Origin of the sequence: Marinimicrobium koreense (assembly GCF_003762925.1) — a bacterium.
Lineage (GTDB): Bacteria > Pseudomonadota > Gammaproteobacteria > Pseudomonadales > Cellvibrionaceae > Marinimicrobium > Marinimicrobium koreense.
The window spans coordinates 1,182,938-1,196,005 of sequence record NZ_RJUK01000001.1 but is presented as its reverse complement, the minus strand read 5'-3'; the positions used below and the strand labels follow the sequence as shown (position 1 = coordinate 1,196,005).

General features: G+C 58.9%; 13 protein-coding genes. 9 read left to right on the top strand and 4 right to left on the bottom strand.

Annotation, left to right across the window (positions count from 1 at the left end; translation table 11 throughout):
- Window positions 1–122: 122 nt before the first annotated feature.
- The 7 genes from EDC38_RS05140 (at window position 123) to EDC38_RS05110 (ending at window position 8,680) form a co-directional block, all read left to right on the top strand.
- The gene (locus EDC38_RS05140; protein ID WP_123637581.1) at window positions 123–1,751 is read left to right on the top strand and encodes an AMP-binding protein; all 1,629 of its coding nucleotides are present in this window, start codon (window positions 123–125) and stop codon (window positions 1,749–1,751) included.
- A gap of 19 nt (window positions 1,752–1,770) precedes the next feature.
- Window positions 1,771–2,916 carry a patatin-like phospholipase family protein gene (locus EDC38_RS05135; protein WP_024460444.1) on the top strand — a complete coding sequence of 382 codons (1,146 nt, stop codon included), beginning with the start codon at window positions 1,771–1,773 and terminating at the stop codon, window positions 2,914–2,916.
- Between the two features lie 17 nt (window positions 2,917–2,933).
- Window positions 2,934–4,460 carry an alpha/beta hydrolase gene (locus tag EDC38_RS05130; protein ID WP_123637580.1) on the top strand — a complete coding sequence of 509 codons (1,527 nt, stop codon included), beginning with the start codon at window positions 2,934–2,936 and terminating at the stop codon, window positions 4,458–4,460.
- A 12-nt stretch (window positions 4,461–4,472) separates the two neighbouring features.
- Window positions 4,473–5,228 carry an ABC transporter ATP-binding protein gene (locus EDC38_RS05125; RefSeq protein ID WP_246004340.1) on the top strand — a complete coding sequence of 252 codons (756 nt, stop codon included), beginning with the start codon at window positions 4,473–4,475 and terminating at the stop codon, window positions 5,226–5,228.
- Window positions 5,225–6,394, top strand: a complete 1,170-nt coding sequence (locus tag EDC38_RS05120) for an ABC transporter permease (protein WP_123637579.1) — start codon at window positions 5,225–5,227, stop codon at window positions 6,392–6,394. Before EDC38_RS05125 ends, EDC38_RS05120 begins: the two co-directional genes overlap by 4 nt.
- 21 nt (window positions 6,395–6,415) lie before the next feature.
- A complete protein-coding gene (gene yiaK / locus EDC38_RS05115) occupies window positions 6,416–7,438 on the top strand; it encodes a 3-dehydro-L-gulonate 2-dehydrogenase (RefSeq protein WP_123637578.1) in 1,023 nt (340 codons plus the stop codon).
- 162 nt (window positions 7,439–7,600) lie between these two features.
- Complete coding sequence (locus EDC38_RS05110) at window positions 7,601–8,680, top strand: alkene reductase (protein WP_123637577.1); 1,080 nt, start codon at window positions 7,601–7,603, stop codon at window positions 8,678–8,680.
- On the opposite strand, the gene EDC38_RS05105 is transcribed toward EDC38_RS05110, so the two are convergent.
- The 3 genes from EDC38_RS05105 to EDC38_RS05095 all read right to left on the bottom strand — a co-directional run bounded on the left by EDC38_RS05105 (window position 8,677) and on the right by EDC38_RS05095 (window position 11,669).
- Window positions 8,677–9,393, bottom strand: a complete 717-nt coding sequence (locus tag EDC38_RS05105) for a LamG domain-containing protein (RefSeq protein ID WP_123637576.1) — start codon at window positions 9,391–9,393, stop codon at window positions 8,677–8,679. The two genes, EDC38_RS05110 and EDC38_RS05105, sit on opposite strands and share 4 nt — an antisense overlap.
- A gap of 118 nt (window positions 9,394–9,511) precedes the next feature.
- A complete protein-coding gene (locus EDC38_RS05100) occupies window positions 9,512–10,021 on the bottom strand; it encodes a DUF934 domain-containing protein (RefSeq protein WP_123637575.1) in 510 nt (169 codons plus the stop codon).
- Complete coding sequence (locus EDC38_RS05095; RefSeq protein ID WP_123637574.1) at window positions 10,005–11,669, bottom strand: nitrite/sulfite reductase; 1,665 nt, start codon at window positions 11,667–11,669, stop codon at window positions 10,005–10,007. Before EDC38_RS05095 ends, EDC38_RS05100 begins: the two co-directional genes overlap by 17 nt.
- Before the next feature lie 386 nt (window positions 11,670–12,055).
- Here EDC38_RS05095 and EDC38_RS16345 point away from each other — a divergent pair, with 386 nt between their 5' ends.
- On the top strand, window positions 12,056–12,193 hold the full coding sequence (locus EDC38_RS16345) for a hypothetical protein (RefSeq protein ID WP_170162818.1): 138 nt from the start codon (window positions 12,056–12,058) through the stop codon (window positions 12,191–12,193).
- Between the two features lie 167 nt (window positions 12,194–12,360).
- On the top strand, window positions 12,361–12,843 hold the full coding sequence (locus tag EDC38_RS05090; protein ID WP_123637573.1) for a MarR family winged helix-turn-helix transcriptional regulator: 483 nt from the start codon (window positions 12,361–12,363) through the stop codon (window positions 12,841–12,843).
- A gap of 1 nt (window position 12,844) precedes the next feature.
- On the opposite strand, the gene EDC38_RS05085 is transcribed toward EDC38_RS05090, so the two are convergent.
- Complete coding sequence (locus EDC38_RS05085; RefSeq protein WP_024460435.1) at window positions 12,845–13,066, bottom strand: DUF2970 domain-containing protein; 222 nt, start codon at window positions 13,064–13,066, stop codon at window positions 12,845–12,847.
- Window positions 13,067–13,068 lie beyond the last annotated feature (2 nt).

Genomic DNA, 13,068 nt, shown 5'->3' with positions numbered 1-13,068 from the left:
GCGGGACATCGGTTGCAAGTCCCTGGCGGGGCACCGATAATCACTGTAGATAACACTAAATCAAGCCCGGCACCGCGGTTCACAGGAAGACGGAGCGGGCCCTGAAATGGAGTACAGTGATTATGACCCTAGATTATGACCGTACCGTCGTGTCGGTTCTGGATGAGGCTCTGCGACAGTATGAACGCAGCGATTCGTTCACCTGTCTCGGCCATACGCTGACCTACGGCGATCTGGACCGTCTCTCCAGCCAGTTTGCGGCCTATCTACAGCAGCACACGGACCTGCAGCCCGGCGACCGCATTGCCATCCAGCTTCCCAACATTCTCCAGTACCCGGTGGCTCTCTTGGGCGCCCTGCGCGCGGGGCTGGTGGTGGTCAACACCAACCCACTGTATACCGCCCGGGAAGTCAAACATCAGTTGCAGGACTCCGGCGCACGGGCGCTGGTGGTGTTGGCCAACATCGCGGACAAAGCTGCCTCGATTGTGGCTGACACCGAGGTCGAGCAGGTGATCGTTACTGAGCTGGCGGACCTCCATCCACCCGTGAAACGGGTGCTGCTCAACACCGTCATCAAGTACATCAAACGCATGGTGCCGAGCTTTCACTTCCCCCATCAGGTTGAGTTCCGCCAGGCGCTCGGGCTTGCTCAGGGTGCCTATCGCAAAGTCGAGCAGTCTCCGGACGATGTCGCCGTGCTCCAGTACACCGGCGGCACAACCGGCGTTGCCAAAGGCGCCATGCTGACGCACCGCAACCTGGTTGCCAATATGCTTCAGGTGAACAAGCACATGGAGGGTGAGTTCCGGGTCAATCAGGAATACTATATTGCCCCGTTGCCGCTCTACCATATCTATGCGTTTACGCTGCACATCACCTCGGCGCTGTCCCTGGGCAATCACAACCTGCTCATTCCCAACCCCCGGGATATCAAAGGCTTTGTCAAAACCCTCAAAGACAAGCCCTTTACCTGCTTTGTCGGGTTGAACACCCTGTTCAATGCCCTGTGCCGGGATCCGGATTTCGTCAAGCTGGACTTCAGCCATTTGCGACTGACCGCCTCCGGTGGCATGGCGCTGACGGCCGCTGCCGCACGGCGCTGGAAAGAAGTCACCGGTGTCGGCATTTTTGAAGGCTACGGCCTGACCGAAACCTCTCCGGTGGTTTCCATTAATCCGCCGGGTGCGATTCAGCAGGGTACTGTCGGGCTACCCATGCCGGACACGGAGTGCAAGGTCATTGACGAAGAGGGGCAGTCGCTGCCCAACGGTGAGCCCGGTGAGCTGTGCGTGCGTGGCCCCCAGGTCATGAAGGGCTATTGGAATCGACCCGATGAAACCCGACAGGTACTCGATGAGGATGGCTGGTTCAGAACCGGCGATATGGCGGTCATTCAGGAGGATGGCTACATCCGGATTGTCGATCGCAAGAAGGATATGATTAATGTGTCCGGGTTCAAGGTCTTCCCGAACGAAGTGGAGGATGTGCTCTGCACCCATCCGGACATTGTCGAGGCGGCGGTCGTGGGTGTACCCGACGAGGAAAGCGGTGAGCTGGTTAAAGCCTATATCGTCACCAACCGGGACATGACCGTGAAAGAAGTCCGGGAATTTGCCAAGAAAAATCTGACCCCTTACAAAGTGCCGCACGATGTCGAGTTCCGGGACGAGTTGCCCAAATCCAACGTGGGCAAAGTGCTGCGGCGTGAGTTGCGGGACGAGGAACCAGCGAAAACCGGCCGTGCGTGACATCAGCTAGAGAGTGTTCATGAAAAGAGCCCTGATTCTCTCTGGAGGTGGCGCGCGTGCCGCTTACCAGGTGGGTGTTTTACAGGCGCTGGCCAATATTCTGCCAGCGGACACCGTCAATCCGTTTCCGATCATTTGCGGCACTTCCGCCGGGGCGATCAATGCGCTGGCGCTGGCGTGCCACCCGGGCAATTTTCGCGAATCAGTCCAGTCGCTGGCGGGCATCTGGCAGCGGTTGACCCCCGGCCAGGTCTATCGCCACGGCTGGAGTGATCTGGCCCGCGGGTTGGGTCTGCTCGGGTTCTCCCTGTTCAACGAAGGGGTGGGGCGTACGCGGCCTCTGTCGATGCTGGATAACGGCCCCCTGTGGCATCTGTTGGGGACGTCGGTACGTTTTGAAAATCTCGATGCCGCCATTGCCAGCGGTAAGCTGCATGCAGTGGCGGTCAACGCCATGGGTTACAGCTCGGGGCAGTCGGTCAGTTTCTTTCAGGGGGCGCCCGAGCTGGAGGGCTGGAATCGCCATCGTAGAGTCGGTATGCCGACCCGACTGAAACTGGAACATTTATTGGCCTCGTCGGCCATTCCGACCATTTTCCCGGCGGTTCGCATCAATCGGGAATATTTCGGTGACGGTGCGCTTCGCCAGTTGGCGCCCATCAGCCCGGCGTTACACCTCGGGGCGGAATCCCTGTTTATTGTCGGGGTCAGTGGCAATCGTGAAGCCCGCAAGCCGGTGCATCGTCGTACCGTACGGCACTCGCCCTCCATGGCCCAGATTGTCGGGCAGCTTTTCAACAGCGCTTTCATCGATGCACTGGAAGGAGACCTGGAGCATCTGGAACGCATCAATGAACTGGTTGGAATGATTCCCGAAGACAAGCTCGCCGCCGCCGATTTACCGCTGCGCGCGGTGGATAACCGGATCATTTCCCCCTCCCGGGAGCTGGATAATATCGCCGGGCGCAAGGTGCGGAACCTGCCCAAAAGCCTGCGTTTTTTCCTGCGTGCCATCGGTGCGACCGCCAAGGGAGGCGGTGCGACAGCGGCCAGTTATCTGTTGTTTCACCAGTCTTTCATCGGCGAATTGATGGAACTCGGTTACCAGGACACCATGTGGGAAGCCGATCGACTCAAGCCGTTTTTTGGAGTCACAAGCGGGTAACCCGGGAGGCTCCGTCGATGTTCATGCAACAGCGAAAATTCGGGCACCGTTGGTTCGCACTACTGTTGCCTGCTTTGGTATCAGTAACAGGCTTTGCCCTGGCGGCGGACGATAAACCTCAAGCGGGTAAGGTCGGGGCGTTGTCATCCTCGGGGAAAGAACTGGAGTTTTCCGACTGTGCCCTCACGGCCAACGAACGACTTCGCCATGTGCAGTGCGCCCGTTTGAGCGTTCCGGAGAATTATGAGCAGCAGGGGCCGGACGATGTCTGGATCGATCTGCTGATCGTGCGTCTTCCGGCCACTGCCGCTCAGGTCCAGGATGATCCGGTTCTGGCGATTGCCGGCGGCCCCGGTCAGGCGGCCAGTCGCAGTTTTCTCCGCCTGGATCGGGCCTTTGCCCAACTGGCCCGGCGGCGTGATATCTATCTGGTGGATCAACGCGGCACGGGACAATCGAACCCGCAGCCTTGTGCGGTGGATGATGCTGCCATGCCATTGGCCGACCCGGACCCCGCGCAATTGTCCTCTCTGGCAAGGGCCTGTTTGCAGGATTTCAACGGCGACCCGCGCCACTATACAACCGAGGTGGCCGTGCGGGATCTGGAGCGGGTGCGTCAGGCGCTCGGGGTGTCCCGCTGGAACCTGTACGGTGTTTCCTATGGCACTCGGGTAGCGCAGACTTACATGCGCCGCTATCCGGACGCTGTCCGAACGGCCGTTCTGGACGGTGTGCTGCCCGCCGATGTCAGTCTCGGCCCCCAAATAGCCGTTCACAGCCAGGCCGCCCTGGATGCACTGATTCGTCAGTGCGATCAATCATCTCCCTGTCGGGAGCGGTTTCCCGAACTGCAACGGGACATTACCCAACTGCTGGATCGGCTTGAATCGGAGCCGGTGGAGGTTCGCTATGAATCCCTTCGCGATGGAAGCTGGCAAACGTTGAGGTTCACCCGCGCCCACTTGGTCAACGTGATTCGCATGGCGCTGTATAACAGCGATGTGCTTTCGGTGCTGTCGCCGATGATTGACTCCGCGGCTCGGGACAACAATCTGGTCGCTCTGGCGCGGCTCGCCCAGCGGCTCGATATCAGTGACGATATCGCACTGGGTATGCACAATAGTGTGGTCTGTACCGAGGACGCGCCCTTTTATCCGCAGGTCGATGCGGAGGAAGGCGAGGGCACCTATATGGGGCCGGGCTTTCTGGCGGGGCTGAAAGCCATGTGCGAACCCTGGCCTCGCGGAGAGATGGGCGAGCAATTCAAAGCGCCCCTGAAATCGGACATTCCCACCTTGTTGCTCAGCGGTGGGAGGGATCCGATTACGCCACCGGCCTACGGTGATCAGCTCATGCAGACCCTGGGCAATGCGCGCCACCTGGTGGTGCCGGAGCGGGGACACCAGGTCGGCTTGCTGGGGTGTGTGCCGGATATCATCGCGCGCTTTGTCATCTCGGCGGAGCCGGGTTCATTGTCGGCCGACTGTCTGGACAGAGTGCAGACGGTTCCCCTGTTTCTGGACCGAAACGGACCATCACCCTGAGGCGGCACTGACGTGATTTACACCCAGGCATTAGTAAAATCCTTTCATCCCAGGGGCCGCAAGAAGACACTGGTCCAGGCGCTGGTGAATGTCAGCTTTGACGCGCAGGATGGGGAAATCACCGGTCTGCTCGGCCCCAACGGTGCCGGTAAATCCACCACCCTGAGAATTCTGGCCGGGCTGGTAAAACCTGACCGCGGCCTGGCCAGAGTGGATGGTCATGATGTGGTGAAAGCGCCCCTGGCGGCCCGCCGGCGGTTGGGGTTTTTGCCACACAATGCCGGACTGTACCCGAGGCTGACCAGTCGGGAAAACCTGGTGTACTACGGGCAGTTGTGCGGATTGAGTGCCGAGGAGGCGCATCATCGGGCCAGTGATCTCATTGAGCGGCTTGATATGGAAGGCTTTGCCGACCGAAGGGCCGAAGGGTTTTCCCAGGGACAGAGAACCCGGGTGGCGCTGGGGCGCGCCTTGATTCATAACCCGAGCACCCTCATTCTTGATGAGCCAACCAATGGCCTGGATGTCATGGCCACACGCAACCTGCGGACGATTCTCCGCCGCCTTCGGGACGAAGGTCATTGTGTGTTGATTTCCAGCCACATCATGCAGGAGGTGTCCCGTCTGTGTGACCGGGTGGCCATCATCAGTGAGGGACGCATTGCCATGACCGATACCGTGACCGGCATTCTGGAACGTACCGGGCAAAATGATCTGGAAGATGCCTTCGTGGCCGCCATTGGTGAACAGCCCGAGGTGCAGCCATGAAGTCGTTCTGGGTCATTCTGCTGAAGGAGATACGGGACAACCTGCGGGATCGGCGCTCCATGTTTTTCACCCTGTTATACGGCCCTCTGCTGTTACCCGCGTTGATGATCGGGCCCTTGGTATTCAACGTCAATAAATTCAGTGTCGATACGGAACAGCCACTGTCAGTGGCGGTGGTCGGGCGCGAGCGAGCCCCCAACCTGATGGCCTTTCTCGCCGAGCACAACATCAATACCGAGACGACGGAAGAGGACTTCATTGAGCCACTGCGCCGTGGTGAATTGCCGCTGGTTATGGAAATTCCGGAGGACTATGAACCGGCTTTGCGCAACGCCAGACCCGCCCCGGTGGTGATCCATTATCACAGCGGAGGTGACGACGCGACCCAGCAGCGGCGGCGACTACGGGCGGTGCTCGATGGGTATGATTCCCGGTTGAGAAGCCTGCGGTTTCTGGCCCGGGGGATGGACGAGCAGGTCTTTGACCCGCTCCATATCAGCGAGCGGGATGTTTCCACCCAAGTGCCGGGTGAGGCGTTCATGGGCTTGATCCTGCCGTTCATGTTGCTCTTCTCCATGATGATGGGCGGCTTCTATCTGGCGGTGGACACGACCGCCGGAGAGCGGGAGCGGTTATCGCTTGAGCCCTTGCTGGCTTTACCCGTCCCGCGTTGGCAACTGGTACTGGGTAAGTATGTCGCCATACTGGCGTTCGTCCTGATGTCTCTCATTCTCCCGTTGATCAGCGGCTTCGTTCTGTTCGGGTTGCTGGACGATGGAGTATTCACCAGCCGTTATGATTTTTCGGCATCGACGTTCGTCGCCGCAGCGTTTTTGCATTTGCCGGTCGCCCTGTTGATGACCGCGTTCCTGTTTGTCATTGCGGCGTTTGCCCGTTCGACCAAGGAGGCTCAGACGCAGTTGGGCATTGCCATGCTGGTGCCCATGTTGCCGTTTTTTCTACTGCAGTTCCTGAATATTCCCGAGCAGAGTCTCACCATGGCGATTCCACTGCTCGGTCAGTACCAACTGATGACTCAACTGGTAAATGGGCAGTCGATTGTTCCGGTGCACTGGGTGCTTTCGAGTGCCAGCTGCGTTGCGCTGGCGGTGTTATTGATGTCGATGGCCGTGCGTCGATATCGTCACGAGTCGATTCTCCAGTAATTCAATGAAGGCGAGGGGTATATGTCGTCCCATAAGGCTCAGAATCTTTTGATCAGTCCGGCGCTCAGCGTACAGACGTTGAGCGACATTCTGCGCCGGGAGGGTTTCGCAGAAACCGAGGCGGCGCACCTGGCGAAGACTTTCACCGATAACAGTATTGATGGTGTCTACACCCACGGACTGAACCGCTTTCCCCGTTTTGTCGACCTGATCCGTCGCGGCCATGTCGTGCCCTCGGCGAAGCCCGAGTGCACTCTGGCGGCGGGCGCTCTTGAGCAGTGGGACGGACACCTGGGGGCGGGGATACTCAACGCCTGCACCGCCACGGAACGGGCCATGGTGTTGGCCGAATCTCACGGATTGGGCTGTGTGGGACTGGCGAACACCAACCACTGGATGCGCGGTGGTACCTATGGTTGGCAAGCCGCTGAGCGCGGGTTTGTGTTTATCGGTTGGACCAACACCATCGCCAACCTGCCGGCCTGGGGGGCTGCGGATTGTCGTTTGGGGAACAATCCGTTGGTGATGGCGGTACCTCACGAACCGGGTGCGGTTGTCCTGGATATGGCGCAATCGCAATTTTCCTACGGTGCGATGGAGTTGGCGGTCGAACAGCAGCGCAAGCTTTCCGTGCCCGGGGGTTACGATACCGCCGGGCACATGACTGACGATCCCCGGGCAATTCTCGAAAGTCAGCGGCCAGTGCCCGTGGGTTACTGGAAAGGCGCAGGGCTGTCGCTGATGCTGGACCTGCTCGCCACCCTGCTCAGTGGTGGCCGCTCCACGGCGGATATCAGTCAGCAGACACTGGAGTATGGTGTGTCTCAGGTTTTTATCGCCATTGATCTCAACCAACTGGGAGATCGCCCCGCTTTACGCGGCGCGGTCCAGTCGATCATCGACGATCTCCATCGCTCCCGGCCGGCAAAGCCCGACGGCGTTATCCGCTATCCGGGTGAAGCGGTAATGGCTCGACGTGCGGAGAATCAGCAGCGCGGCATACCGGTTGATGCTGCACTCTGGGCTTCGATTCAAGCGCTATAGCGTGTGCTGTGTCAGAGACGAGAGCTGGGCCTCACGTAAAGGAAGGTAAAGGTCATCTCGGGGAGGATTTAAAAGGGGGAAATGATCCCAAGCAATAGGGGTTCACGTACATCCGTTCATTGATTTTCCGTGCTCTACGGATTTTGTTCAGGAGAACGAAACATGCCCCATTTGACCGACCCAATCCGGATTGGCGACCTACAGTTGTCCAATCGCATCATCATGGCGCCCCTGACGCGCTGTCGCGCCTCCAAAGGCCGGGTGCCCAACGATATGATGGCGGAGTACTATCGCCAGCGTGCCGGTGCGGGCATGATTCTGACCGAGGCCACCTCCGTGACGCACATGGGCGTTGGTTACCCGAACACCCCGGGAATCTGGTCGGAAGATCAGGTAGCGGGCTGGCGCAAGGTGACACAGGCGGTGCACGCTGAGGGTGGAAAAATTCTCTTGCAGCTGTGGCACGTTGGCCGGATTTCGGACCCGGTGTATCTGGAGGGCGAATTACCGGTCGCCCCCAGTGCGATTCGTCCGGAAGGGCACGTCAGTCTGATTCGTCCGAAAAAAGAATATGTCACGCCGCGAGCGCTGACCCTGGATGAAATTCCGGAGTTGGTCGAAGCCTATCGACGCGGGGCCGAGAACGCTCGGCGTGCGGGGTTTGATGGAGTGGAAATTCACGGCGCCAATGGTTATCTGCTGGATCAGTTTCTGCAGACCAACAGTAACCAGCGCACCGATCAGTACGGGGGCTCGATCGAAAACCGTGCCCGACTGCTGCTGGAAGTGACCGATGCGGTACTGAGCGTTTGGGAGCCGGGTAGGGTCGGGGTGCATCTGGCGCCGCGCGGTGATGGCCACGACATGGGGGATGAAGACCCGGCCGCGCTGTTCGGTTATGTGGCGCGGGAGCTTGGCAAGCGCGAGTTAGCCTTTCTGTGCTCGCGGGAGCACGAAGCGGAGGACAGCCTGGGTCCGGACCTGAAAGCGCAGTTCGGCGGCGTCTACATTGCTAACGAAAACTATGAGAAGACCAGCGCCGAGCGCTGGCTGGCCGAAGGCAAAGCGGATGCCGTCGCGTTTGGCAGACTCTATATCGCCAATCCGGACCTGGCGGAACGTTTTGCTCAGGACGCTCCCCTGAACGAACCGGATCCGACAACATTTTATGCCTCGGGCCCGGAAGGCTATACCGACTATCCTTCGCTCAAGTACTCTGCAAGGAAGCCCGAGACGGTCTAGTCGGGCAGTTTTTCCCAGTCCAGAAACGCTTCGGGCTCCAGGGCCTGGGGCGTCATTCTCACTGCAAGCATCAAACCATTGAACCAGTGAACCCGATTCAATCGGGCGCCTATTGAAGTGCGCGCGAGGGTACCAATCGGTTCAAAGTCTACTGTACCCTCCAGCTCCAGTGCACCGTTGACGTAAGTACGCATCGTGGTTCCATCAAAGGTGAGGGCGGCGTGGTGCCATTGATTCACCGGGTGGACTAGCGTCTCGTCAATTAGCGTCAGGGCGTCCCGCTCGGACTTCAGAAACCCGTCGAGGTACCACTGCTGTTGATCATTCAGCCGAAGCTCGACTGTGATCCGACGATCGGGGTTGTCGAGTGATTCGATGTGGAAGAAGCGCGGTTCCCAGTTCGCCGGCCAAACATCTGCCGGGTTGAACCAGACCTCGATGGTAAATTGATTCTGCTCGGCCAGCGGATTGTGCTCAACCAGCAGTCGGTCTTCATCGCCATCGAAGTGAATCGCGGGGCCGTGGACGGTGTCCACCAAGGTTGGATTGCCCTCAGCTCGAGCCGGCACAGAGCCCGCCCGGTCCAGGCGATCAAGTCTCCACAGGGTGCTGTCGTTGTCATCGGGCGTTGAACGGGAAGTGCTGCAACTGGCGGCGGCACAGACTAATATGCCGAGGATCAGAGTCTTCGGTATCTGGGAAGATGGTGTCATCAGGTTGATTCTCTGGGGTTATGTTGTTGTCCCCAAAGCGTGTCACAGCGAGCGGAATTGATCAAGCGAGGGCCGGGAGGCCCTCGCTATGCTGGGAGCTCTTCGATATGAAAGTCCCTCAGGACGCCCGGCGGCGAAACAGCGGCAGGGGCTCGTCGACCGAGGCTTGATAGTACTCGGTGAAATCCTGCAGTGCATCGACCGTCGCCTGCAGGTGCTGTTCCCGATCCGCGCCGAAATCGAACGCGTTGACGCCACAGCGGCGCAGGTAACAGGCCTGTTCGGCCAGGAAATACCCAACGGCACGTAGCTCACCGGTGAATCCGAAGCGCTCGCGCAGCATCCTCGCATTGGTAAAGGCGCGACCGTCGGCAAAGGCCGGGAAGTGCACTGCGACCAGCGGGAAACGCTGCGCGTCTTCACCGAGTTGATCGGCGGTCTCGTCGGTATCGATCCATACGCCGATATCGTCACGGGCGGACAGCTTATCCTTCTGGGCAAGCCAGGCCGAGAGCGGGACAATGATCTGTCCGGCGGGTACTTCCGCCTCGGCTGCCTCGCCCTCGGGCTTGGCCATCAGGGTCCATTCGTTGTCGACGATGGCGCCGTCTTTAACTAGCTTTGGCATAGACACGCTCCTTGAAGGGGGCAATACCCAGTCGGTTGACGGTGTCGATAAAGGGCTCTTCTTCGGTCCGCTTCTCGACGTACACATCGATGATTTTCTGGACCACCGAGGGCATATCCTCGGCAGTGAAAGAGGGGCCGATCACCTTGCCAAGGGCGGCATCGTTGCTGGAGTTGCCACCCAGGGTCACCTGGTAGAACTCCTCGCCTTTCTTGTCGACCCCGAGAACGCCGATGTGACCGACGTGATGATGCCCGCAGGCGTTCATGCAGCCGGAGATGTTCAGGTCGATGTCACCCAGATCGTAGAGGTAGTCCAGATCTTCAAACTGACGCTGGATGGCCTCGGCAATCGGAATGGATTTGGCATTGGCCAGTGAGCAGAAATCGCCACCCGGGCAGCAGATGATGTCCGTCAGGGTGCCGATGTTGGGCGTGGCAAAGCCGGCGGCCTTGGCTTTCTGCCAGAGGTCGAAAAGATCGGCTTTCTTCACATCCGCCAACACCATGTTCTGCTCGTGGGTGGTGCGCACTTCGCCAAAGCTGAAGTCATCGGCCAGATCGGCGATGATTTCCAACTGCCGGTCGGTAATGTCGCCGGGCGCGATACCGGTCGGTTTGAGCGACAGGTTGACGGCGGCGTAGCCGGGCTTCTTGTGATCGCGCACGTTGCGCTTAAGCCAGTTGGAGAAGGCTTTGTTGTCGCTGGCGAGCGTGTCTAGCTCGGCCTGTGCGGCGGCATCATCCAGGCTTTCATAGGCCGGCTCGGTGAAGTAACTGTGGGCCCGGTCGATTTCTGCCTGAGTGAGGGTGGCGCTGCCATCGCGCAGGTGTTGCCATTCCTGCTCGACCTTTTCGGCGAATACTTCGGGGGTCATGGCGCGCACCAGAATCTTGATGCGGGCCTTGAATTTGTTGTCCCGGCGGCCGAACTGGTTGTAGATGCGCAGAATCGCTTCCAGGTAGGTCAGTAGATGCTGCTCCGGTACGAATTCATTGATCAGACTGCCAATGACCGGGGTGCGACCCAGACCGCCGCCCACGAAGACAGAGAAGCCCAGTTCGCCGGCCTCGTTACGCACAATCTGCAAGCCGATATCGTGTACGCGGATGGCGGCCCGGTCTTCCTGAGTGGCGCTCACGGCGATCTTGAACTTGCGCGGTAGAAAGGCAAATTCCGGGTGGAAGGTGGACCACTGACGGATCAGTTCGCAATAGGGGCGGGGGTCCACCAGCTCATCGGTCGCGACACCGGCAAACTGATCGGTGGTGGTGTTGCGGATGCAGTTACCGCTGGTCTGGTTGCAGTGCATCTCCACCTCCAGCAGTTCCGCCAGAATGTCCGGCACTTCTTCCAGTTGGGGCCAGTTGAGCTGGATGTTCTGGCGGGTACTGATGTGGCAGTAACCCTTGTCGTAGGTACGGGTAATGTGGGCCATTTTGCGCAACTGGCGGCTGTTCATCAGGCCGTAGGGCACGCAAATGCGCAGCATCGGCGCCAGGCGCTGAACATAGAGGCCGTTTTGCAGGCGTAGGGGAAGAAATTCCGCTTCTTCCAATTGGCCGTCCAGATACCGCTCCATCTGCGCGCGAAACTGGGTAACGCGCTGCCCCTGGATGCGGCGGTCGTATTCGTCATAGATGTACATAGAGGGCTGTATTACCTGTACTTCCGGGAAAGGTTGGGTATGTTAGCGAACGCTAATGCAATAGCGCCCGTAAACCGGTGTATTGTCGCGGCGGAGGATACAGCAAAACCCGCTTCGGCGCGACCCTGAACGGAGGTGGTGGTCGGCCCGGTGGCAGGCCACACACCCGTCTCAGAGGGCGCAAAAATACCAGAGACCGGGGGCCGGTTTGAACGAATGTTTTCCGCTATCCTAATGCTTTTTGGTTATATCCGGTGGCGGTCGCTTGTCAATCCGGGTGGGGTGTGATTAGATTCGACTGTCCTGTTGGGGGCGTAAAGCGGCTCAGCTGATGGCTGTAAAGCGCTCCTATCCTTACCACGTTTGGCGAGAGGAGAATAACAATAATGTCTGAGCAGACTGATGTTATGAAAAATGAGACCCATGAAGCCCACGAGGGCGATGCGTTTGCCGATGCCATGGCGGCGGTGGCGCTGATTGCCATCTTCGTGGTCACCTGTGTTTACTGGGTCAGTGGCCAATAAGATTTTCTTGCCGGCACACTGATCGACCGGGGGTGTCTTTGACGTTGCCATCAGAGCGCCCCGATCCCACCCGATGTCTTTCCGACTCTTTGCATTGAAATAATTGCGTTGTCAATTAATGTCTGGCAGGATTCCTTTCACCTGTCTGATGTCATTGCGAGGGAGTCATGCTGGGTTCTGATCGAGCGGCCACCAAAGGCCTGCACCTGCACAACAGTTTCACCTTCTGGATCAACCGTCTGGCCAGTCAGATGCGGGAGGCGTTCAATGAGGCGCTGACCGAGCATGAGGTCAGTTGGCCCCAGTGGATGATCCTCAACGTGCTGTTCCATGAGCTGGCCAATACGCCGGCCCAGATTGCTGATAATATCGCGGTGGATCGCTCAGCGGTCACCCGTCTTCTGGACCGCCTGGAAACCAAGCAACTGGTGCAGCGTGAGCACGACGGTCTGGACCGTCGCTCCGTGAAAGTGCACCTGACCCGGTCGGGACACGCACTGGTCGAAACGCTCAATGAGTTGGCTGTCACCCACCAGAACCGCTTTCTGAATCAGTTGCATCCGACGGAGCTTCGGGCATTCAAGGGTAATATTCAGAAGCTGCTCAAAGCCGTTGATATCGATAGCACGCAGCTCTGGAAGCACGTCTGACTTACTGTCCGGCCTGAGAGAGCACCAGTCGAACCACGAACACCATGATCAGGATAAAGATCGCGGTGAACAACACCCCGGAAATGATGTAGGCGGCAATGCTGCCGTGCTTGAAGTCGCGCTCGCGGTTTTTGCTGCTTTGCACACCAAACGCAGCGGCCAGAGTGCTGATGATGATCTGAAACAGGTTGGGTTTTTTATCCGGGTCTTCAGGGGCACTCATGT